The sequence below is a fragment of the Pedobacter alluvionis genome (assembly GCF_003664035.1).
Taxonomy (GTDB): domain Bacteria; phylum Bacteroidota; class Bacteroidia; order Sphingobacteriales; family Sphingobacteriaceae; genus Pedobacter; species Pedobacter alluvionis.
In genome coordinates, this window is the sequence record NZ_RCCK01000015.1 from 14,533 (window position 1) to 38,394 (window position 23,862).

Here is a 23,862-nt window from a genome sequence, read left to right on the forward strand (position 1 = left end):
TAGCATTTTGCAATTACAAGGCTTATATCACACATCTAAGCTATTTCAAATGCCTCTCTGTTTCCAGCCTGGTGATCAGATAATCCTTTTTACACCAGGAATTATTAGCATAATTGAGCCTAATAAAAAGCTTCCCATTACTATAAATGGGGACAGAACTAAAAATTTGATAGCCGGATCTGCCAACCAGTATTTAAATGTAAGAGAAACTCCTGTAATTACCAATGGATGGAAAATATAAGTCGAAAAGGCACATCTGGATAGTTTACTCAATAATGGCGATGATTGATTCCACGAATTTTTGCCCAAGCTCAATAATGCTGTCAGAATCGAAAATCCTATGCATTGCTCCCAAACAGCATAAAGCAGCGATTGCCAGTGAAAACCGCCTGAATACCAGGTGATAGGCATATTTAGCTTAGCCCTGATTAGAAAGAACAAAGGAAAAAACAACAAACCTATCCATGCAGATCGCTTGAGGCTTTTACCGGTTTTTACAGATAAACCATTAAACCATTGATTTTTATATGCCAATAAACCTATAATAAACATAACAATGTATTGTGGAAAGTGGCCTAGCTGAAATCCAAATGGTTTAAGGACCCAACCAACCGGAAATACAATCCTAACTAAAAAGGTGAGAACCCCCAATAAAACAGCAAAAAGTAAAATAGTGCCAGTACCAGGTGCTGGTATAGGATTTTTAAATTTAATGGTAATGAGGTGTTTCGCCCCAACATAAAGTAGTGTAAACAGCAATAGGGCAGCAACAAACCAAAGTACTCCAAAATCAATCCAGCTGTGGTAGCCTGAAAGATATTGCAGATAGGTAATGTGATTACCCTCTGAAAAATAATAAACGAGGTAACTTAGTAATGGTGACAGCACAAAAGAATAAAACAACAATGGGGTGCCGAGCCTGATGAGGCGGTCTCCTAAAAATTGCCAGCTGCCTTTTCTATCATAAGATGGTGCCGTAAAGTATCCCGCCAGTAGGAAAAAAAAGCCCATAAAAAACGATTGGTTTAAGCTTACAAAAATTGTTGATGGTACAATGGCAGCCATTTGGGTTGTTTTTTCGGTATAGTACCATCCACCTGGAGCGCAATACACGATAATAGTATGATGTAATATGACCAACGCCGTTAGAAATACCTTAAGGTTATCAATATAAAATAGTTTGCTGGCTTTTTCTGGAGTGATTTGTTGAAGTAATATTTTTGGTGACATAACAGATGTGTTTCTTGGTTGATCAGGTTTGGTTAACCCAGTACTTACGCAAACATACAATGGAAACGACGTAGCTTATTGTCGATGTTACCAGCAGCAAATCTTTGTGATTAACAACTAGGCTAGGTGCTTTGGGGGAGGAAGGAGTTCTTGGTAAAGTGCATTAAACGCAATAAGCTGCGACCTTGAAACGGGTACCTGATCAACAGTATGATCAAAGGAAAGCATGTAGCCCTGCGAGTTTCCCGTGACGTTTTTTATATAATGCATGTTTATCAGGAAGGTTCTGTGGCAGCGGAAGAAATTACGATTTGGTAAAAGCTGTGATTCAAATTGTGTCAAGGAAATTCTTTTTAGTTCTATATTTAGTCGGTTATTATTGCAAGTTGTTATGTTGATGTAATTCCCTTCTGCTTTAGCAAAAAGTAAATCGTTTAGATCTAAGCTGAAATCATCTTGCCTGACTTGGGTTTTGATGTGAATTAAGGTATTGGTCGTATTATTTTCTAATTGAGGAGGTAGCGGTGTAAACTGGAAAATTAGGGAAGAGTCTTTTTTTGAATCAAAATAGAATATCGCCTGCCTCATAAAAAAGTACAAAAGTATACCTGCTACAAAACAGTTTCTCACTTCTTCCCATAAATAACGCCATGTCCAATTATTTGGATTTAAGTAAATCAGATCGCGGATCAGGAAATTACATATCCCTGTGGAAAGAAGTAAAATGCCAATATGTGCGTATTCCCATATCAAAGACCAGCTTTCATTTTCAGAATCCTTGGCCCGTAAATGATTTAATGCAGTAAAATAAAAATACAGGATTATTGCAGGCAATAATGCATGGAAGCAGCATATTATAATATAGTTAACTTTCTGTTGCGATGTACTAACCTCAAAAGGCTTCAGGAGGATTAAAAATCCGAGGATAACACCAAAAATAACGGAAACGGTTTTAAAAAGATTTTTCTTGCAGTAGCGATTTGGGTAATCAATTTCTTTAAATAAATGCTTTCGGTTGAAATAAATCTTCATTGTCAAAGTCCGTTTTCAGACTCATCAAATTTATGGAATTTTATGTAAGGTAGATTTGAGAAGGGGTAAAAGCTTCAATTGGTGAAGGACTTCATTTATTAAAATACTTAAAATAATGGATAATTGATCTGGGAATTGGCATATCAGGCTCGAAATGTTTGTTTGTACAAAGTGGTTTTGTGCAATATACTGATCGTGTAAATAAGGCCAAGTCGAAAATAGGTAATTGTAAACTTAGATCTTGGGGCAAATGGTTGATTGGTATTGTTGTCGTTTATTTGAATGACATATATGCGATAACAACAGCTTGCTTTACCTTTCAAAATTAGCGGTACTGTACTTTTTCAAGTAAAGAAACAGTGTGTGAGAGGTTTTGGATTATTTTATCCTTAAGTTCGATGGTTTTATTTTTCTCACTTAGCAGGCTTTTAAGCCTTTTGATCTCTTCTGTTGATGATTGTGTTTCCTTTTTACTGAGCTCGGAAAATAATTTACCCTTTTCGTAATAGCTGAAAAAATTGTAGCCCAGTATTTCACTCACATTGGCCAGCAAGGAAACATCAAGGGTAGAACTATTGATGATTTCCTGCGCCTTGATTTTGCTAATGGCCATCTTTTCTGCAAAGATGGAAACAGGAATCTCTTTGGTTTTCATTTCCTTCCAGATCATCAATCCTATATGTACACTCATTATCATCTCCGTTTTAAAATTCAAATTACCTAAATCTTAGCCTATTCCGGAAAAATTAGTGTTAATGATAACCAGTCTAATTATAGTTTTTGGTTTTGCAGATAATTCACCTGTTTTTTTATAAAGATTCTGATTGTAAAAAGCAAAGCCAGTATGCAAAAGAGTATTGGCAAATAGTTTCAACTTTATTTATAATTCATACCCGCAGACGGGGTAGTTCTAAGATAAAACGTGATGGATTTTATAATACTTAGCCGAATAATCTCCTATAGCTTCGTTAAGTCAGTTCGGTGCCATTATTCATGTATTAAAGAATTGTGATAATTCATTTACCTTTGCACCGTTAAACATTTCAACTTTACAACAATAAATGAAACACATCAATATAAAAGTAACAGGTAAAGTGCAGGGCGTTGGCTTTAGAGAAACGACTAAAATTATCGCCAACCAAATGATGGTAAATGGTTTTGTAAGGAACGAAAAAGACGGATCTGTTTATATAGAAGCAGAAGGTGAAGAAATCTTTTTGGAGGAATTTGTAAACTGGTGCAATGAAGGGCCGGACCGCTCACGTGTAGAAAATGTAGAGGTAAGCGATGGCGAAGTGAAAAACTATCGTAATTTTGAAATCTTTAAAAAGTAACAAGTATTCTGTATCAAGTAGCAAGATCGCTATCCTTGTATAATCTTGATACCTGATACTTTTATCTCGATACTAAATGTCTGTATATAAAAAGTTTCTTGGGCAAACCATGATTTATGGTATCAGTACCATTTTTTCGCGGTTGTTCAATTTTATTTTAACGCCTGTTTACACGGGTGTTTTCGCTCCTGGTGTTTATGGTGTTTTTACCAAAATGTTCAGTTATGTGTCCATCATCAATCCAATATTGGCTTTTGGGATGGAAACTACCTTTTTCAGGTATTTAAATAAACATGAAGATCGGAAGCAGGAAGTGTACAACAACAGCTTTTTGGTAATCGCTTTTATATCAACCCTATTTTTAATCACCGCATTAATTTTTTCCGATTACCTGGCCAGGTATACTTTAGATGGAAACATCGCCGAATTGGCCGATCAAAAATCTTACATACATTATTTCGCATGGATTTTATTTGTAGATGCCATCAGTGTAATTCCATTTGCCAAATTAAGGGCCGATGGAAAGCCATTTAAATATAGCTTAATCAAGTTTCTCAACATAGGCACATTTGTGGGCTTAAATCTGGTCTTCATTTACGTGATCCCATTCCTCATCAAGCACGATATAATGAGCGGATGGTTTACTTCATGGTATAAAGTCCGGTGGGTGGGTTATGTATTCGTAGCCAATTTAATCGCTAGTATTGTTACGCTACTCATGCTGATTCCACAGTTTTTAGAAATCCAGTTTAAGTTTAGTAAAAGCTTATTTAATAATATGCTGGGCTATAGCTGGCCTGTTCTGGTGGCCAATTTATCGTTTATTATCAATGAAAATTTAGACAAAATTTTATTGGGTAAATACCTGCCGGAAAGTATTGCCAATCATGATGTTGGTATTTATGGAGCCGTATGTAAGCTGGCCATCTTCATTAGTATTTTTAATACGGCTTTTAGGTTAGGTGCCGAACCATTTTTCTTTAGCCATGCTAAAAATGCAAATGCAAAACAAACTTACGCCAACATTTTATATTACTTTGTACTCGCTTTATCCATCCTTTTTGTAGGCTTAACAGCCAATATAGAAATCATCAAATATTTTATCAATTCAAGGTACTGGGTGGGGCTCAACGCAGTACCATTTTTGTTGTTCGGTTATGTTTGTTTAGGTATTTATATGAATTTATCAGTCTGGTACCGTTTATCTGATCAAACCAGGTACGGCTTATATATTTCTTTGGTTGGCGCTGTTTTCACCATCATCATGAACATTATCCTGATTCCTAAATTCAGTTATATGGGCTCAGCATGGGTATCAATGTTTGCCTATCTCATCATTATGGTTATTTCTTATGTACTTGGACAAAAGCATTACCCCATACCTTATAAACTCAAAGCAATGAGTGTCTATATATTGGTTTCTATTGTTATGGTGTACTTATCTTTTTGGGTTTTTAAACGCAATATTTATATTGGAAACGGAATTTTGGTGCTATTTCTCCTGGGTATTTTCTATTTTGAGAAGAATAATGTAATGAAAATGCTGAAGAAGGGTTAAAAAATATTTATAGGGTAATGGTACATGGCCATTAACTATGAACTATTAACCATCAACATAAAGCATCAACTATAAAAAAATGGAAATAAAAATTATCAATACATCCGAACATCCTCTTCCACAATATGAAACTGCACATGCGGCAGGAATGGATTTAAGGGCAGCCATCACAGAAGAGATAATCCTTAAGCCTTTACAGCGCCTATTGGTGCCAACGGGTTTGTTTATTGAATTGCCAATTGGTTATGAAGCGCAGATCAGGCCAAGAAGCGGCCTGGCCTATAAGCACGGTATTAGCATTGTAAATTCACCAGGCACAATTGATGCCGATTACCGTGGCGAAATAAAAGTTTTATTGGTAAATTTATCAGATACAGATTTTAAAATTGTTGACGGCGATAGGATTGCCCAAATGGTAGTGGCCAAACACGAAACTGTGAGCTGGCAGCCTGTTACAGAACTAGGCGAAACAGCACGCGGCGAAGGTGGTTACGGACATACAGGGAAATAGTCCACAGTCTTAAGTCAAAAGTCCTTAGGTTGGAGTGAATTATTTGGATTGATAAATGAGATGAAATACAAATTACATTTTCTTGTTGGCGCTACTTTATTGAGCTTCCAGGTTTTTGGGCAGGGAACGGGTATGCCGGTTGTCAATCGCGACAGCAATATGGTAAAGCAATTGTTTTTTGCAGGCCTGCGGGAGAAAATGTCTGAAAATTATGTCGTTGCTGCTACCAATTTTAATAAAATTATTGGGTTGGACCCTACTAACCATGCTGCCTATTTTGAACTGGCCAATGCAGACCTGCGTTTAGATAAACTCCCGGAAGCTGAACAGCACATCAAACAGGCAATTAAAATAAATACTGGTAATTTGTGGTACTGGCGTTTACTTGGAGAGATCTATAAACGCACCAATAAAATGCCCGAACTGATTGAGGTATTTAACCAGTTGATCCGTCTCGATCCTGAAAATGATGCCTATTATTTTGACAAAGCCAATGCGCAGTTTTTAGCCAATCAGTTAGATGCAGCAAAAAAGACTTATGATGAAATACAGGTTAAATTCGGCGATTCAAGAGATCTGACGAATGCCAGAAAACGTTTTCAGGCAAATGGAAATGCTACAGAAAGTGATATTGTAAAATTATTGGAAGGCAACCAGGCCGATGTAAAGAACTATTTATATGCTGCAGGCTTGCTTTTGCAGAAGGGAAATGATCCGGAAGCATTAAAGGTGTTAACCAAAGCACAGCAGTTGGAACCCAATAATTTTGAGATTAACCTGGCTTTGGCTGATATTTACCGCAAGCAGAAAAACGACCAGGCCGCATTTTCTTCCTTAAAATTGGCATTTGAAAGCAGTGAAATGCCGCTTAGCGAAAAATTGAAGATCATCGCTGCACTTTTTCCTAATCTTAACCAGGCCCTTGTAGCCAAAAATGTAACTGAACTGAGTAAACTGGTAGCCGAAAAAAATCCCGCTGATGCAAAGGCATTGGCGCTTTATGGCGATGTGCTTTATCAGCAGAATAACCTCAAAGAAGCATTGGCTCAATATCAGGCTGCTTTAAAACTTAACGAACAGGTTTATGTCGTTTGGGAACAGGTAATCAATATTCAAACCCTGCTAGGGCAATATGAGGAAGCGATAAAGGTTAGCGATGAGGCTTTAAGCATATATCCCAATCAGGCCAGCTTATATTATTATGTAGCTTACGCACTATTTAAAACCGGTAAATATGAGCCTGCTCAAAACCATTTGAAAACGTCCTTACAGCTGGATGTGGATAATACAAGCCTGCAGGCGCAAATTTATGCACTTCAGGGCGATATCTACATCAATCAGAATAATTTTCCCCTGGCTAAAACAGCTTTCGAAAAAGCCATATCATTGGAGCCCGATAATTACCTCATTATGAATAACTACGCCTTCTATCTGGCGTTAAGAAATGACGAGCTAACAAAAGCGGCGAAATATGCGGAAACAGCTGCCAATGCAATGCCCAATAATCCCTCAATTGCAGATACTTATGCCTTCATTCTGTTTAAGCAGCAAAAGTACGACCTGGCAAAAACCTGGATCGAAAAGGCTTTGCAAAACAATAGCAGTAAAAATGGTGTTTATCTGGAGCGATATGGCGATATACTTTTTATGAAAGGTGAAAAGGATGCTGCATTAATCCAATGGCAAAAAGCAAAAGAGGCCGGAAACGGATCAGAAGTATTAATTAAAAAGATAAATGAAAAGAAATATTTTAAATAGTGCAGTCCTGTTAGGAGCTGTAATTTTTGTTTCAGCATGTAAACCTAAAAAAGAAATTGTGGTGGCTCCCCCTACCAAAACGGAAACCAAAACAGATAATTCTAAAGCAGAAGCCTTAACCTTATTAAATAGCAAACAACTTAAATTTAATACACTTTCTTTAAAAGCAAAAGCAACTTTAGATATTGGCGGCGATGCAAATGACGTTACCATGAATTTCAAAATGAAAGACAAGGAAACCATTTGGGTAAGCATTACGGCCTTGGGTGGAATGGCAGAGGTAGCGAGGGCTTTGATTACGCCTGATAGCATCAAGATCATGAACCGGATAAAAAGCGAATACCTCAAAAAGCCGTTTAGTTATATTTACAATTTTACCAACAAACAGGTGAATTTTAATACGCTCCAGGCCATTTTAACGGGTAATGCGATGGGTGAGTTTTTAACCGCACAATCGGATGTTAAGCAGGAAAATGGTGTTTGGGTTGTTTCTGGAAGTAAATCGGAGTTAGATTACAAACTGCTTTTTAACACGCTGTTCAAAGTATCTGAAACTAATTTAAATGATGTTAGAAACGGACAGGCATTAAAAGTTGCTTATACGGATTATCAAAAATTAAACGAATCTTTATTTCCCAGTGCCCTGCAGATCAAAACGCTATCTAAAGCAAAAAAAATAAATATCGACCTTCAATTTGTAAAAATTGATGGCAATGTTCCTGTCGATTTTCCGTTTAATGTACCAAAGAGATTTACGGTAGTAAAATAACACTTCAATTACAGTTAAATGTAATGGTTTGCCAAATGGATCTGCTGCATTGCAACAGTCTGTTTGGCAATCTTTGTATTATATGAAGATTAAGTGAAGACGGTTCTGTAATAAGTGATTATGACCTTAGTATCTCAATTTTAAATACTTTTTACTGTAAAATTTTTATACTTTTGGCTTAATGAAGCTACAAAAACTCCTATTTATCCTTTTTTTAAGCGTGTTAACTCTTTCGGCAGTTGCACAAACTGAAAGCCAGCTCAGAAGGAAAAAAGAAGCTATCCAACGTGAAATCGAACAGCTTCAAAAGAATTTGAATAAAACTGCCAGTGGTAAAAAGCTTACTATACAGCAGATTAATACCATCAATGCCCAGATTAGGTTGCGCCAGGATAAAATTGGTACGATTAACTCTGAAATAAAAAATCTGGATAACCAAATCTCTCAGAACACAAATACCGTACATACATTACAAGGTCAGTTAGGCGATCTTAAAAAAGAGTATGCGGGCATGATCCGATTTGCCCAGCGCAACAGAAATTCGTACGATAAAATGATGTTCATTTTTGCAGCGAAGGATTTTAACCAGGCATATAAAAGGATTAAATATTTACAGCAGTTTAGCCAATACCGAAAAAAACAGGCTGGATACATTGAAAATACACAACAGGACCTGAACGGCAAGATTAAAGTTTTGGATAAAACGCTTAGGGAAAAAAGTGATTTATTAAAGGAACAGGAAAGAGAACGTGAACGTTTAGGTAAAGATAAAAGTGAACAATCTGTCGTGTTGAAGAAACTCAGCAAGGACGAAAAACAGTATAAGCAAGACATTACCAGCCGTAAAAAACAGCAGGCGCAGATAGACAGGGCCATTAGAGCAGCAATCCAGCGGGCTATTGAAGAAGCGAGAAGAAAGGCTGCCGAAGAGGCCAGAAGAAAAGCGGCTGAAGAAGCAAGGATTGCGGCAGCAAAAGCCAAGGCAGAAAATAAACCGGTACCAACTGCTCCGGCTGCACCTGCAGCCAAAGCGAAATCAACTGGAGAATTGCTTACCGCAACACCAGAGGCAGCGAGATTGTCGGCAGGTTTTGAAAATAACAGGGGAAGGTTACCTTGGCCTGTAGCTACAGGAACAATAACAGAAAGGTTTGGTATGCATAAAATAGACCAGGCAAGTTATACCAACGACGGGGTAGACATTACTACTACCGATGGGGCACCGGTTAGGGCTGTGTTTGCAGGTAAGGTTGCTGCAGTTCAGGTAATGATGGGCAGAACGGTGGTTTTAATTAACCACGGTGAATACTTTACAGTATATCAGAACCTGAGATCGGTTAGCGTGAGTGTAGGTAATTCTGTAGATACCAAACAAACCATTGGGGTTGTTGCCAATACTGGTGATGATGCGGTTCTGAAGTTTCAGATCAGAAGGGGACAGGCAGCATTAAACCCTGAAGCCTGGATTAGTAAATAAACTTAAGACAAGTTAAAATGTCTATATTTGTATAAATTATATTAGTGATGTATCAAGGCACGTTATTAGAGTTTTTAAATATGGGTGGATCGGAGATCGTACTCATTTTAGTGGTAGTTCTATTGTTGTTCGGAGGTAAAAAATTACCTGAACTTGCAAGGGGATTAGGGAAAGGGATCAGAGAATTCAAAGATGCCTCTGATGGTGTTAAGCGTGAAATCCATAGGAATATAAATGCAATGGATTTAGATAAAGAAGAAGCAGAAGAAACAGCGGTAAACCATAGTCAACGCCATCATCCAGCAGAAGAGCCTTCTGTTGATGAAAAGGTTGAGTCAAGTGTGCCACATATCGATTTGGCAAAGCCTACGGACGAAAAAATTATAACTGACAAAGAAAAAGTTTAAACAAAAAGGTTATGTTAAATACAACAATAGCAGCAATGCTTGGAACACCAGAAATTATCATTATTGCGGTAGTGGTATTGTTATTATTTGGTGGTAAAAAAATTCCTGAACTGATGAGAGGTTTAGGTAAAGGTGTTAAAGAATTTAAAGATGGTAAAGATGGCGTTGATGGTGAGCAAGTAGATCCGTCTAACCGTGATAAAACTGTTTAATTGCAATAATTTTTAGTTTTGAAGAAATACAGCTCTCTTAAGGAGATTCAAACACTCATTTCGCAAAAGCAATTAACTTTACCCGATTTATTAGCTTATTATTTTAAGCAAATTGAACAAAATGAACACCTCAATGCATTTAATGAGGTGTTTTTTTTATCGGCCGAAGTTCAGGCGAAAGCGATACAGCAGAAAATAGAAGATGGTACTGCGGGTAAACTCGCTGGGATGGTAATTGGTATTAAGGATAATATTTGTTATGAAGGCCATATCGTTACGGCATCATCAAAGATGCTCGAAGGCTTTGTATCTCCATATTCTTCTACAGTTGTGCAACGTTTGTTACAGGAAGATGCCGTTATTATCGGCCGCTTAAACTGTGATGAATTCGCTATGGGCGGCTCCAATGAAACGTCATATTATGGGGTTGCTAAAAATGCGGCAAATCCCGAACTTGTTCCGGGTGGATCTTCAGGCGGCTCTGCTGTTGCCGTTCAGGCCGATATGTGTTTGTCTGCCCTGGGTACCGATACTGGTGGTTCGGTAAGACAACCGGCTGCTTTTTGTGGACAAATAGGACTTAAACCGACCTACGGACGTATTTCAAGGTATGGCGTTATTGCTTATGCTTCCTCTTTCGATCAGGTTGGTCCCATTACATCTTCAGTAGAAGATGCTGCTTTGCTCTTACAGGTTTTAGCTGGTGCTGACGATTATGATTCTACAGTTTCTCCTGTTGCAGTACCCGATTATCCTGCCCATTTGAATGAGCGTAAAAAACAAAAAATAGCAGTATTAAAGGAAACTATTGAGAGCGAAGCCCTTAATCCCGAAATCAAATCTGCTATTTTAAAATCAATCGAACAGCTTAAGGCTGATGGTCACTCTGTTGAGTATGTTTCTTTTGATCTGTTGGATTATCTGGTTCCTGCCTATTATATTTTAACAACGGCCGAAGCTTCTTCCAACCTTTCGCGTTATGATGGTGTTCATTACGGACATCGTAATATGGAAGCAAAATCCCTGAATGAACTTTATAAATTATCGCGTGCCGAAGGCTTTGGCGAAGAAGTAAAACGCCGCATCCTTTTGGGTACTTTTGTTTTAAGTGCAGGGTATTACGATGCATATTATCAAAAAGCACAACAGGTTCGTCGATTGATTAGAGAAAAAATGGATCTTCTGTTTCAGGATTACGATCTTATTCTGTCTCCTGTGGCGCCAACAGCAGCTTTTAAAATTGGTGATCATGTTCAGGATGCAATTGTGATGTACATGGCCGATATTTTTACCGTATTACCTTCTTTAAGCGGCAATCCGGCAATTGCTTTGCCAATAGGCAATAATGCGGCAGGTTTACCGTTAAGTATACAATTTACAGCCAAACATTTTGAGGAAGATAAGCTTCTGGCTTTTTCTCAGGCATTTTTATCATAGTTTTATCGTCATTGCGGGTTACGAAGCAATTTTAATGCAAAAGGCATTATAGTAAGTATGGCAATGGCATTTTATTAACTGTTTTCCAGGCGTAGTCTGGAAGGTTCGTAGATTGTTAACTTTCCTTATTGTGGGAGAAAAAGGAATCTGTTTAAAGGTTTGTGAAAACACAAACTACGGTTAATGAAAATTTGAACCAATAGCCCATGATTAAAAAATTACTTTTTGCTTCAATTTGTGCTTGTTTAGGATACGTTTCTTCCTCTTCTGCGCAACAAACACTCAAACTGGATAGTCTTCCGAAGATTTATAACAACATCTTTATCAATACCGATACTGTAGCTGTACCAGTTGTTTCTGAAAACCCATTAACCATGGGACAGAACTTTATCTACAAGCTCAGGCTGGATTCTATTGCTAAAACGGTACCCCTTCCATACAACGAATACGTTCAGCAGTATATCGATATTTATGCCAAGCGCAAAGATATGTTCGGTAAAATGATCGGCTTATCAAGTTATTACTTTCCGATTTTTGATAAGGCTTTAAAAGACTATAACATTCCGCAGGAAATAAAATATTTAACTATCGTCGAATCGCAGATGAATCCGCATGCGATTTCGAGAGTAGGGGCAACGGGTATCTGGCAGTTTATGTTTGGTACTGGAAAGGCCTATGGGCTTAAGATGGATAATTTTGTAGATGAGCGCAAAGACCCTATCCAGGCCAGTTATGCTGCGGCAGCCTATTTTAGAGATGCTTTTGAAGAACTTGGCGATTGGTTGTTGGCCATTGCTGCTTATAACTGCGGAAAAGGGAACGTTAATCGTGCTATTGAAAAAGCTGGATCAAGGGATTTTTGGGTAATCAGACAGTTTTTGCCTAAGGAAACCAGAAACTATGTACCGGCATTTATTGCTGCGGTTTATGTGATGAACTATTCCCACAAACATCAGATTACGGCACAGGCTTCGAACATGTTCTTAAAAACTGATACCGTTCAAACTACCCGTTTTGTTTCGCTATCTACACTTGCAAAAGTGTTGAATATTGATGAGACGGCGATTATAGCCTTAAATCCATCCTACAAGAAAAAGATTGTAAACGGTACAGATGATGAGCCAAAGCGTATTGTAATGCCAAAGTTAAGGGATATCGACTATGCCGGTATTTATGATGTGTTAAACAATCAGGAAGTGGATGTAAACATGAAAGTGGTGGCTGCCAGTACCGACGATGTAAGGGATTTAAGAAAGAAAAAAACTAAAAGTATAGCTACATCGGCTGTAGTTTATCATAAAGTTACCTCAGGACAAAGTTTAACAGCCATTGCCGAAAAATATGGTGTAGAAGTACAGGATTTAAGGGTTTGGAACGGTTTAAAAAGCAAAACGCTGGTGCCAGGACAAAGATTAAAGATCTACGCCAAAAGCCGTACGCCATTAAAAGTACCACCATCATTTTTAAGTTACAAGGTTAAAACCGGCGATACCCTGTCTGAAATTGCAGAGAAATTTGAGGGTGCAACCGTTCAAAGTATCAGAAGAGACAACCGTTTATCAAAAGCAGGGTTGCAAGTTGGAATGATATTGAAGATTACTAAGGGATAATACCTTAAACTGAACCATGATTTCTTATTGGTCAAGTATTCTGAAATCGCCTGGTAACAATTGGTTTAATCTATTTGGCGTTACCAGCAGATTAGTTTCGCATCTGGTTTAATTTATGAACAGCTTTTTATTTTAAGCCTCATAAAAAGAATTGTACCTTTGCGGCGTCACTAATAAGTTACTTAATGAGTAATACGAATAGAAAGCAAGATGCGTTGGATTACCACTCGCAGGGCCGTCCCGGAAAGATACAAGTAGTACCTACTAAACCAACAACATCGCAAAGGGATTTAACCCTGGCATACTCTCCAGGAGTTGCAGAGCCTTGTTTAAAAATAGCAAATAATACAGAGGATGTTTACAAATATACCGCTAAAGGTAATTTAGTTGCAGTAATCAGTAACGGAACAGCCGTTTTGGGGCTGGGCAACATCGGTCCTGAAGCAAGTAAACCGGTAATGGAAGGCAAAGGTCTTCTATTTAAAATATTCTCCGACATCGATGTATTTGATTTGGAACTGGATACCGAAAATGTAGATGATTTTGTAAAAATCGTTAAAGCTTTGGAGCCAACTTTTGGGGGGATTAATCTGGAAGATATTAAGGCCCCGGAGTGTTTTGAGATTGAACGCCGTTTAAAACAGGAGATGAATATTCCTGTAATGCACGATGATCAACATGGAACAGCCATTATTTCTGGTGCAGCATTATTAAATGCCTGCGAAATTCAAAAAAAGAAAATAGATAAAATCCAGGTTGTGGTGAGTGGTGCTGGTGCTGCTGCAGTTTCCTGCTCTAAAATGTACCTGAGTTTAGGGGTTAAAAAAGAGAATTTGGTGATGTTCGATATCAATGGATTAATTGATATCCACCGTACCGATCTGGATGATATCCGCATGAGCTTTGCGACCACCAGAAAAGGTATTTCTAATATCGGGGAGGCCATGAAAGGGGCTGATGTTTTTATTGGACTTTCAGCAGCAAATGTCATTTCTCCGGATATGTTGGTGGGGATGGCCAAAAACCCAATTGTTTTCGCAATGGCGAATCCAAATCCTGAAATTGCCTATGAAGTGGCAATTAAAACCCGTAAGGATCTGATCATGGCGACAGGTCGTTCTGATTATCCGAACCAGGTGAATAATGTACTGGGTTTTCCTTACATTTTCCGTGGAGCGCTTGATGTTAGGGCAACCAGTATCAATGAAGCCATGAAAATTGCTGCGGTAAGGGCAATTGCCGAACTGGCTAAAAAATCGGTTCCAGAAGCCGTTAACCTGGCCTATAATGCGCGTAATTTAAAATTTGGGCGTGATTATATCATTCCAAAACCTGTTGATTTCAGGTTAATTACCGAAGTATCAACTGCAGTAGCAAAAGCTGCAATTGAAAGTGGCGTAGCCAGAAAAATTATTACCGATTGGGATGCCTACAATGAAGAATTAAGGAAACGTTTAGGTTTGGATGATGCCATCATGAGGGCGGTAACGACCAAAGCGAAGATGGATCCTAAACGTGTGGTATTTGCAGAGGCTGATAACTATAAAATTTTAAAAGCTGCCCAGATTGTAAAAGATGAAAATATCGCCATTCCCATTCTTTTGGGGAATAAAGAGAAGATACAAGCCATTATTGATGAGCATGCGCTTGAACTTGGGGGAGTAGAGATCATCGATCAGATGCAGAATCCTGAAAAAACCCAGCAATACGCAGAAGCACTTTTCAAAAAACGCCAACGCAAGGGAGTTTCTTCGATGCGTGATGCTACAAAACTATTGAGAGACCGTAACTATTATGGCGCTTCGATGGTTGAATTTGGCGAGGCCGATGCCATGATTTCTGGTCTGACCAAAAATTATGGTGCTACTATTAAACCTGCCCTGCAGGTGATCGGTGTAGAACCAGGCGTTAAGCGCGTTGCAGGTATGTACATGATGATGACCAAAAAAGGTCCTGTTTTCTTTGGCGATACCACTGTAAACGTAGATCCAACTGCAGAAGAGCTGGTTGATATCACGCTGTTGATTGATAAATCTGTTAAACAGTTTAACATCAAACCGCGTATTGCCTTATTATCATATTCAAACTTTGGTTCTAACGATGGGGTAACCCCAAACAAAGTAAGGGAAACGGTAAGGCTTCTTCACCAAAATCACCCTGAAATTGTGGTAGATGGAGAAATGCAGGGAAACTTTGCAATCAACAACGAACTATTACAAGATAATTTCCCATTTAGCACTTTGGCAGATGCCCCGGCCAACACTTTAGTGTTTCCAAATCTGGAGGCGGGAAACATTGCATACAAATTGTTACAAGAGCTTGGTGGTGCCGAAGCAGTTGGTCCGATCCTGTTAGGATTGAATAAACCTGTTCATATTGTTCAATTAGGTAGTTCTGTACGTGAAATCGTTAATATGGTTACCATAGCTGTTGTAGATGTGCAGGCAAAAGAAGAAATTGCAACATCGAAACGAAAAGGTATATTTGGAAAAACAACTAAAAAGTAATATTACATGTACGCCTATATTGATGGTAGATTGACATTTAAAAACCCAGCCTATGTTGTGGTTGAAGCCGGAGGTATAGGCTATCATATAAACATTTCATTAAATACATACAGCGCTTTAGGCGATGCAGAAAGGTGCAAATTATATACCTGGCTGCATGTAAAAGAAGATGCACATACATTATACGGCTTCGCTGATGAAGGCGAACGCCGTTTATTTTTACATTTAATTTCGGTATCGGGTATCGGACCTAATACGGGCAGGATGATTTTATCCTCCATTACCCCCGTTGAGATTCAAACTGCAATTGTTAAGGCGGATTTGCCACTCATACAGCGGATTAAGGGTTTAGGTGCAAAAACCGCACAACGCCTGGTTTTGGAACTGCAGGATAAGTTAAAAAAAGAAGGTGCTGACTCATTAATTTCTATGCCTCAGTACAATACTGTTAAAGATGAGGCGTTATCAGCATTGGTAATGCTCGGATTCGCCAAACAAACCGCCGAAAAAACTATAGATCAGATATTAAAAGTGACAGAGGGAAGTCTTTCGGTAGAGCAACTAATTAAACAAGCTTTGAAAACTTTATAGATTTAACGCCTTTGAATAGAATATCTAGATTTCTGTTTCTCATTCCTCTTTTTTTAATTGCTTCTCAAACCACTTATGCTCAAGTTGTTCCAGGCAAAACGGATACTATTACCCCAAAAAACAATTTTAGTCTACGGGAAAAAGAACGTTTAGGGCTTAGTCCGGCAGTTAATCCATTTTATCCATCACCTGGTAATTTAAAGCGTGTTGTAGAATACGATGCAAAAAACAGGCGTTATGTTGTTAAAGAACTCATCGGCGAAAACTTCGTTCTCAACACCCAATACCTTACCATTGATGAGTACCAAAGGCTGGTAAACAGTGAAATAAAAAGGGGTAACTGGCGTAGCATTTCTAATGCTGAAGTGAGCGACTATAGAAGCACCGGTATTATTCCGCAGATTCAGGTAAACAGTAAAGCCTTTGAAAAACTATTTGGAGGCACAACGATTGATATTCAGCCGCGTGGTGAGGCCGAGCTTACTTTTTTAGGAAGGGTAAATAAAAATGAAAACCCGCTTTTTAACGAAAGACAAAGGGTACAAACCAATTTTGATTTTAACCAAAGGATCCAGATGGACCTGGTTGGAAATATTGGAACCAAGCTAAAAATAAAAAGTAACTATAATACAGAAGCGCAGTTTGATTTTGAAAACCAAATCAAACTGGATTATACAGGCGGTGTAGATGACATTATTCAAAAAATAGAAGCCGGGAATGTGAGTTTGCCTTTAAATACCTCATTGATTACTGGAACACAGGCACTTTTTGGGATAAAAACACAGCTAAAATTCGGGCGTTTAAACGTAACGAGTGTTTATACCCAACAAAAATCTCAATCCAGAGAGATTAAAATTACCAATGGGGCACAGCAAAATACCACTACGGTAAATATCGATAGCTACGAAGCCAATAAACATTATTTCCTGTCGCAATATTTTAGAAATAACTATAACAAAAACCTGGCTAACGCACCAATTATTACCTCTCCGATCCAGATTACCAAAATTGAGGTTTGGATTACCAATAAAGCAGGAAATACCACCGACTCCAGAGATGTATTGGGTTTGATGGATTTGGGTGAAAACGTTCCTTTTAACAATAATTTAATTACCGGAGGTACTTCTGGTCTGCCGGCAGGAACTACCGCTACTGGTTTTCCACAGCAATCAAACAACTTGATCTCGCAATTAAATGCTTATCAGGGTGGTGCTATCAGGCAGACAAATTCTAATGCTGTTCTTTCTTTCTTCCAAACAACGCCAGCTAACAGTAGCAATACCGATAATTTTGCTAAATTGGTTTATGCTAGAAAGTTAACAGATCGCGAATTTACTTTTCAGCCACAACTGGGTTATTTATCGTTAAATAATCCGCTAAATGCCGACGAAGTTTTAGCAGTTGCCTATCGCTATACCTATAACGGGGTGGAGTATCAGGTGGGTGAGTTTTCTACCGATGTTTCTTTTGATGCGGCTAATCCAAAAGTACTTTATGCCAAATTACTAAAGAACGAAACCACTAAGATCCAGCTTCCAACATGGGATCTGATGATGAAAAATATTTACTCTATCGGCGGATATCAGATCAGCAGTCAGAATTTTAAACTTGATATTTACCGTATCGATAACGAAACAGGGGTGGACAATCCGGTAATGACAGAAGGTCAGAATACCGCTAATAAACAGTGGATTGCCCTGACCGAATTCGATCGCTTAAATCAGCAGAATGAGCGGAGACCAGATGGAGTTTTCGATTTTGTAGCTGCAAATAATGCTTTTGGTTCTTATTCTACGGCAAGTAATGCTAACCAGGCCAGTATGTTTGGTGTAGGTAGCAATGGGCAAACCTCATTGGTTACCAATACCAATTCGGGTTATATCACTATCGATCCGGCAAACGGGAGGATTATTTTTCCTGTGATTGAACCCTTTGGTAAAGATTTGGCTGCAAAGTTTTTGCCGGGCGAACAGGCATTGATCAATAAATATACGTTTACTGCACTTTACGATTCAACACAAACCATCGCGAGGCAGCTGTTTCAAAACCAAAACAGGTATACCATTAAGGTAAATTACCAGTCTGATATTTCTTCTGAGTTCAGCTTAAACGCCATTAATGTTCCGGAAGGATCGGTAAAGGTTTTTGCAGGAACAATGCCGCTGACCGAAGGAGTAGATTTTACGGTCGATTATCAGGGTGGACGTGTAAGTATCATCAACCAGGCACTTTTGGTATCTGGTCAACCCATTAGAATCACCACAGAAAATAGTGAAACCTTTGGTCTGCAACAGCGGTCGCTTTTCGGAACCCGTTTAGATTATCGTGTAAACAATAAACTAAACCTGGGGGGTACGATTATGAACCTGACCGAAAAACCTTTAACCCAAAAGGTAAACATCGGCGAAGAACCCATCTCGAATACCATTTGGGGAGCAGATATTAACTATAGTTCACCTTCGCGGTTTTTAACAAAACTGGTTGATAAACTTCCTTTCATTTCAACTAAAGCACCGTCAAGTGTAACGTTTTACGGTGAATTTGCTCAACTGATACCAGGTCACCCAAGGGCGCTGAATTTTGCCGGTAGTAAAAACGGGGTAAGTTATTTAGATGATTTTGAAGCATCGAGATCGGTAATCGATTTAAAGAGTGCCATTGCCTGGCAGCTGTCTGGTACGCCACAGCTTTTCTCAGAGTTTGATAAATCCAATGATTTATCTTATGGTTACAATAGGGCAAGAATTGCATTTTATAACATCGACCCAACTTTTTATAATTCTGCGGCATCTACCACTCCGACCAATATCAGGGGCAACCAGGGAGAACTTTCCAATCACTATGTGAGAGAGGTAATTGAGCAGGAGGTTTTTCCTTTTAAGGAAACGGCAACCGGGCAGGCCTTAAACCTTACCACTTTGGATGTAGCCTTTTATCCAACCGTTAGGGGACCTTATAATTTCCGTACCACTGATTTTAGGCCAGATGGAAGTTTGTTGCAACCCAGAAATAATTGGGGAGGTTTTCAGCGAAAGATTGAAACAAACGATTTTGAAGCGCTAAATGTTGGCTTTATCGAATTTTGGGTAATGGACCCATTTATTTATAAGCCAAATTCGGCAGGTGGAGATATCTATTTCAATCTGGGAAATATTTCGGAAGATATTCTTAAAGATGGAAGAAAATCTTTAGAAAATGGTTTGCCTGCAACAAACGATCCGGGCAAATACGATGAAACCGTTTGGGGACGCGTGCCGAAATTACAACCCGTTGTGCAGGCTTTCGATAACAATGCCAATTCTCGCAGAGCACAGGATGTAGGTTTGGACGGATTATCTGATGCTGATGAAAAAGTAAAATTTGCTTCAGCAATTACTCAGATCAAATCGCAGCTAAATGCAACAGCTTCAACTGCTCTTGATGCCGATCCATCATCAGATAATTATACTTATTTCAGGGGCCCGGCATTAGATCAGATTAATGCAGGTATTCTTAAACGCTATGAAAAATATAACGGAACTGAAGGGAACTCTAAAACTTCGCAGCAATCGCAGGAAGAATTAGGGCTTGAAAATTCTGCTTCCACTTCTTTACCCGATGGGGAAGACATCAACCGCGATAATAACATGACGCAAAGTGATGAGTATTTTCAGTATAAAGTGTCGATGCGCCCGGGAGATTTAAATGTTGGACAGAATTTTATTACAGATAAAGTAACCTCGCAGGTAAAACTGGCCAATGGAAATACGCAGGCCGTTTCATGGTATCAGTTCAGAATCCCGATTAGCGAGTACCAGGATCGGGTAGGTGGTATTCAGGATTTTAAATCTATCCGTTTCTTTAGGATGTTTATGACCAATTTTGCTGATACTGCTGTAATGCGTTTCGCGAAGTTACAATTGATCCGCGGGGAATGGAGAGGGTACAATGCTTTGAACCAGGCCGCACAAGTAATCATCGATCCATCTTTGCCTGCACTTACACCTGATAATTCTACTATTGAAGTATCAACAGTAAACATTGAAGAAAATGGAAAACGGTCACCAATTCCTTATGTTACCCCTCCAGGCATTCTCCGCGAACGCGACTATAGCAATTATCGTGGCGACACGCGTTTAAATGAGCAATCACTATCCGTTATCGTAAAATCGTTAAGAGATGGTTATGGTAGGGCTGCATTTAAAACAGCTTACAGCGATTTCAGATCTTACAAACACTTGGAAATGTTTATTCATGCCGAGGCGGTTAATAACCAGATTTTAAATGATAATGACGTCGCTGCATTCTTAAGAATCGGAACCGATAACCAGGATAATTATTATGAATATGTAATCCCGTTAAAGGTAACCAATCCAGGTACAAGCGATCCTGATGCCATTTGGCCGGAAGCCAACAGAATGGATATTGATTTAATTCTTTTTCAAAATGCAAAGTTAGCCCGTAACGTTGCCAGGCAAGCTAACGGACAACCATGGCCTACAAATGTACCATTTACCTATACCGACGGAACGAGAACAATCATCGTTAAAGGGCAACCTGATATGAGCAAAGTTAGGGTATATATGGTGGGTGTTAAAAATCCGCTCCGTGCCGCCAATGATGAACGTAATGATGATGGCCTTGATAAAAATGCGCTGGTTTGGTTTAACGAATTAAGATTAACTGAATTCGACGAAAGAGGTGGTTGGGCAGCTACCGGAAGATTGAACTTAAAATTAGCCGATTTTGCCGATGTAAATATTTCCGGAAGTAAATCTACCATCGGTTTTGGATCTATTGATTCGAAAGTGAGCGAGCGGAACCGTGCAGATAATGTATTGCTTGATGTTTCTTCTGCAATGGAATTAGGCAAGTTTTTGCCGCAAAAATCAGGCGTGAAAATTCCGATGTTTGTGAGTTACTCTAAACAGGTTTCTACTCCGCAATACAATCCAAGGACACCAGATATTGAGCTTAAAAATGCCTTGGAGCAATCTACAAAAGAACAAAAAGATTCGATTTTAAATTTTGCACAGGATTATACCGTTCGAAGAGGGATAAACTTTACCAATGTTAGAAAAGAACGGACCAATAACAATAAACCTGTCCGCCTTTGGGATATTGAGAATTTTGCGGCAAGTTATGCTTATACCCAATATAATCATCGCGATTTTATTAATCAAAGCAGTATTCAGAATACCTATAGGGCATCGTTGCAGTACAGCTATAGTAAAGAAGCGAAAACGATAGCGCCGTTTGAAAAGATCATAAAATCCAACATGCTGGCCTTATTAAAGGATTTTAACTTCAGTATTTTTCCAAGTGCGATTAATTTCAGGATTGATGTAGACCGCTTATATTCAGAAAATACCTTACGGAATAACGATCCGAATAACACCATCGGGCTTTACCAGAGTGGTTATGGTACTACCTTTAACAAAAACTTTACCATGAGCCGGGTTTATGGTATCGCATGGAACCTTACCCGTTCGCTACAGTTAGATTTTAATGCCACAAATTATTCGATCATTGATGAACCGGATGGACGAATTGACGGCATGAAACGCGATACTGTTTGGCAAAACTTAAAACGCTTGGGACGTACAACCGATTATAACCACAATTTAAACGTTACCTATAATTTACCAATTGATAAAATACCAGGGCTAAACTGGGTTACTGTAAAAACCCGTTATGGTACCAACTTTAACTGGCAAACGGAACCGCTTTCTACCTTACTGGATCCCAATATTAACTTGGGTAATACCGTACAAAACAGCAGGACTGTACAGGTTAATCCAACGTTAAACCTGACTACGTTGTACAACAAATTTGGCTTTATCAGGAATGCTGGTAATGATCAGGACGGTAGTAAAGTGAAGAACTTTTTTGTCAACATTTTAACCAGTTTAAAAAACGTTAATGCCAGTTTCGTACAAACTAAAGGTATTTTTCTCCCGGGTTATTTGCCAACCACGAAGTATTTCGGTATCGACAATGCAACGGGCGCACCAGGTTTAGGTTTTGCATTTGGTAGTCAGCGGGATATCAGGGATATGGCCCTGAATAATGGCTGGTTAACAACCGATACTTTACAGAACCAATTGTATGTAAATACTTTAAGAGAGGATTTTCAATTTACCGGTTTACTAGAGCCTTTTAGAGATCTACGGATTACGTTAAAAGCCAATAAAGCACAAACAAGAAACTTTTCTACAAATTTCAGATACGTGGCCAGCGTATCCTCGTTCGAGAATCTGAGTGCAATTACCACGGGAGATTATAGCGTATCGTACATCGCTTTGGGTACGGCATTTAAAGAAAGCAACTCTACCGTTATTTCAGGACTATTTAATCAGTTTATGGCCAATAGGATAATTATTTCCAGAAGGCTGGGCGCTGAAAATCCAAATTCGGGAGGCATCAATGGAGGTTATGCTGATGGTTACAGTAAGGAGAGCCAGGACGTAATTATCTCTGCTTTTATGGCTGCTTATTCAGGTAAAGATGCAGATAAAACCAAAATGAATGCTTTCCCTAAAATACCGCTTCCAAACTGGAGTTTCACTTATAGCGGTTTGACACGTATTCCTTTTATCGCCGATAAGTTTTCATCTGTCGATATCCGTCATGGCTATCGTTCGGCCTATAATATTAATGGCTTTAATTCATTATTGCGTTACCAGGAAACTAATGGTGCCGTGAGTAGTAGGGATGTAAATAATAACTTTTTACCAGAATACCAGTTTGCTCAGGTAACCATTTCAGAATATTTTTCTCCCTTGGTTGGCGTTGATACGAGGTTTAAAAATAACCTGACCGCTTCTTTCGAATTAAACCGCTCACGTTTGTTGGGACTTAGCTTATCAAACAGTCAGTTAGCACAATTATCAGAAAATAACATGGTTTTGGGATTGGGTTACCGTACCAACAAATTCCGTTTCCCGTTCGGATGGTTTAAAAGCCTGAAAATGGATAACAATATGGATTTTAAGTTAGATGTAGCTATCCGCGATAATAAAACGGTGATTTACCGTGCCGATGTTACCGAAGCTGAGGTTTCTTCAGGGGCAAAAAACATTACGCTTAGGCCAAGTGTAGATTATGTGTTAAACCAGAAGTTTAATGTCAAGTTATTTTACGATTCGAATATTACCAAACCTTATACCTCACAAACTTTTAATACCTCATTTAGTAATTTCGGTTTTAGTTTAAGGTTTACACTGAATTAATAAATAAGTGGCTTAGACAGGTAGAGCCTGATTGGTAAGCTATGAACGAAAAGCAGGAGTGAATCTTTTATGGAAGTTAATTTGCCAGGCATTGCGATATGTGAAAGTAAATCGTATTTTTGGAGTGTAAACGATAGAAATGCTTAAATTTTTGCAGCTATGCCTGCAAGCCTGATAAAGCAACGAACTTAAATAACTTATTTCAAAACATATAAAAT

The 23,862-nt window shown here is 38.7% G+C and carries 16 protein-coding genes; 13 read left to right on the forward strand and 3 right to left on the reverse strand.

Annotated elements, in window-relative coordinates:
* Positions 1–75: 75 nt before the first annotated feature.
* The 3 genes from BCL90_RS22150 to BCL90_RS22160 all read right to left on the reverse strand — a co-directional run bounded on the left by BCL90_RS22150 (position 76) and on the right by BCL90_RS22160 (position 2,953).
* The gene (locus BCL90_RS22150; RefSeq protein WP_121287375.1) at positions 76–1,230 is read right to left on the reverse strand and encodes an acyltransferase family protein; all 1,155 of its coding nucleotides are present in this window, start codon (positions 1,228–1,230) and stop codon (positions 76–78) included.
* Positions 1,231–1,347: 117 nt separating this feature from the next.
* Positions 1,348–2,262, reverse strand: a complete 915-nt coding sequence (locus BCL90_RS22155; RefSeq protein WP_121287377.1) for a LytTR family DNA-binding domain-containing protein — start codon at positions 2,260–2,262, stop codon at positions 1,348–1,350.
* A 325-nt stretch (positions 2,263–2,587) separates the two neighbouring features.
* Positions 2,588–2,953 carry a hypothetical protein gene (locus tag BCL90_RS22160; protein ID WP_121287379.1) on the reverse strand — a complete coding sequence of 122 codons (366 nt, stop codon included), beginning with the start codon at positions 2,951–2,953 and terminating at the stop codon, positions 2,588–2,590.
* 370 nt (positions 2,954–3,323) lie between these two features.
* On the opposite strand from BCL90_RS22160, the gene BCL90_RS22165 reads away from it, so the two are divergent.
* From BCL90_RS22165 to sov, 13 genes are all read left to right on the forward strand, one after another.
* A complete protein-coding gene (locus tag BCL90_RS22165) occupies positions 3,324–3,596 on the forward strand; it encodes an acylphosphatase (RefSeq protein ID WP_121287381.1) in 273 nt (90 codons plus the stop codon).
* 76 nt (positions 3,597–3,672) lie between these two features.
* Positions 3,673–5,154: a lipopolysaccharide biosynthesis protein gene (locus BCL90_RS22170; protein ID WP_121287383.1), complete on the forward strand. Its 1,482-nt coding sequence runs from the start codon at positions 3,673–3,675 to the stop codon at positions 5,152–5,154.
* Positions 5,155–5,233: 79 nt separating this feature from the next.
* Positions 5,234–5,665: a dUTP diphosphatase gene (dut, locus tag BCL90_RS22175; protein WP_121287385.1), complete on the forward strand. Its 432-nt coding sequence runs from the start codon at positions 5,234–5,236 to the stop codon at positions 5,663–5,665.
* A 60-nt stretch (positions 5,666–5,725) separates the two neighbouring features.
* Positions 5,726–7,423, forward strand: coding sequence for a tetratricopeptide repeat protein (locus BCL90_RS22180; protein WP_121287387.1), 1,698 nt, complete (start codon positions 5,726–5,728; stop codon positions 7,421–7,423).
* Entirely contained in the window at positions 7,401–8,192 is a 792-nt protein-coding gene (locus BCL90_RS22185) for a DUF4292 domain-containing protein (protein ID WP_121287389.1), read from the forward strand. Before BCL90_RS22180 ends, BCL90_RS22185 begins: the two co-directional genes overlap by 23 nt.
* A gap of 181 nt (positions 8,193–8,373) precedes the next feature.
* Positions 8,374–9,669 (forward strand): murein hydrolase activator EnvC family protein, encoded by a 1,296-nt coding sequence (locus BCL90_RS22190; protein ID WP_121287391.1) that lies wholly within the window; start codon positions 8,374–8,376, stop codon positions 9,667–9,669.
* A 47-nt stretch (positions 9,670–9,716) separates the two neighbouring features.
* On the forward strand, positions 9,717–10,076 hold the full coding sequence (locus tag BCL90_RS22195; RefSeq protein WP_121287392.1) for a Sec-independent protein translocase subunit TatA/TatB: 360 nt from the start codon (positions 9,717–9,719) through the stop codon (positions 10,074–10,076).
* 11 nt (positions 10,077–10,087) lie between these two features.
* Complete coding sequence (locus BCL90_RS22200) at positions 10,088–10,288, forward strand: Sec-independent protein translocase subunit TatA/TatB (RefSeq protein WP_029287719.1); 201 nt, start codon at positions 10,088–10,090, stop codon at positions 10,286–10,288.
* Positions 10,289–10,306: 18 nt separating this feature from the next.
* Complete coding sequence (gene gatA / locus BCL90_RS22205) at positions 10,307–11,725, forward strand: Asp-tRNA(Asn)/Glu-tRNA(Gln) amidotransferase subunit GatA (protein ID WP_121287394.1); 1,419 nt, start codon at positions 10,307–10,309, stop codon at positions 11,723–11,725.
* A 206-nt stretch (positions 11,726–11,931) separates the two neighbouring features.
* On the forward strand, positions 11,932–13,335 hold the full coding sequence (locus BCL90_RS22210; protein ID WP_121287396.1) for a lytic transglycosylase domain-containing protein: 1,404 nt from the start codon (positions 11,932–11,934) through the stop codon (positions 13,333–13,335).
* A 185-nt stretch (positions 13,336–13,520) separates the two neighbouring features.
* A complete protein-coding gene (locus BCL90_RS22215; protein WP_121287398.1) occupies positions 13,521–15,842 on the forward strand; it encodes an NADP-dependent malic enzyme in 2,322 nt (773 codons plus the stop codon).
* A 6-nt stretch (positions 15,843–15,848) separates the two neighbouring features.
* On the forward strand, positions 15,849–16,433 hold the full coding sequence (gene ruvA / locus BCL90_RS22220) for a Holliday junction branch migration protein RuvA (protein ID WP_121287400.1): 585 nt from the start codon (positions 15,849–15,851) through the stop codon (positions 16,431–16,433).
* Between the two features lie 11 nt (positions 16,434–16,444).
* Positions 16,445–23,644, forward strand: coding sequence for a T9SS outer membrane translocon Sov/SprA (gene sov, locus BCL90_RS22225; protein ID WP_121287402.1), 7,200 nt, complete (start codon positions 16,445–16,447; stop codon positions 23,642–23,644).
* Positions 23,645–23,862: the final 218 nt, after the last annotated feature.

Bases quoted from the DNA above. Each gene is read 5' to 3' on its own strand.
- BCL90_RS22180 (WP_121287387.1), top strand. From the start codon at position 5,726: ATGAAATACAAATTACATTTTCTTGTTGGCGCTACTTTATTGAGCTTC.
- ruvA (WP_121287400.1), top strand. From the start codon at position 15,849: ATGTACGCCTATATTGATGGTAGATTGACATTTAAAAACCCAGCCTAT.
- BCL90_RS22185 (WP_121287389.1), top strand. From the start codon at position 7,401: ATGAAAAGAAATATTTTAAATAGTGCAGTCCTGTTAGGAGCTGTAATT.
- BCL90_RS22160 (WP_121287379.1), bottom strand. From the start codon at position 2,953: ATGAGTGTACATATAGGATTGATGATCTGGAAGGAAATGAAAACCAAA.
- BCL90_RS22215 (WP_121287398.1), top strand. From the start codon at position 13,521: ATGAGTAATACGAATAGAAAGCAAGATGCGTTGGATTACCACTCGCAG.
- dut (WP_121287385.1), top strand. From the start codon at position 5,234: ATGGAAATAAAAATTATCAATACATCCGAACATCCTCTTCCACAATAT.
- BCL90_RS22170 (WP_121287383.1), top strand. From the start codon at position 3,673: ATGTCTGTATATAAAAAGTTTCTTGGGCAAACCATGATTTATGGTATC.
- BCL90_RS22210 (WP_121287396.1), top strand. From the start codon at position 11,932: ATGATTAAAAAATTACTTTTTGCTTCAATTTGTGCTTGTTTAGGATAC.
- BCL90_RS22165 (WP_121287381.1), top strand. From the start codon at position 3,324: ATGAAACACATCAATATAAAAGTAACAGGTAAAGTGCAGGGCGTTGGC.
- BCL90_RS22200 (WP_029287719.1), top strand. From the start codon at position 10,088: ATGTTAAATACAACAATAGCAGCAATGCTTGGAACACCAGAAATTATC.
- BCL90_RS22195 (WP_121287392.1), top strand. From the start codon at position 9,717: ATGTATCAAGGCACGTTATTAGAGTTTTTAAATATGGGTGGATCGGAG.
- BCL90_RS22150 (WP_121287375.1), bottom strand. From the start codon at position 1,230: ATGTCACCAAAAATATTACTTCAACAAATCACTCCAGAAAAAGCCAGC.
- BCL90_RS22190 (WP_121287391.1), top strand. From the start codon at position 8,374: ATGAAGCTACAAAAACTCCTATTTATCCTTTTTTTAAGCGTGTTAACT.
- BCL90_RS22155 (WP_121287377.1), bottom strand. From the start codon at position 2,262: ATGAAGATTTATTTCAACCGAAAGCATTTATTTAAAGAAATTGATTAC.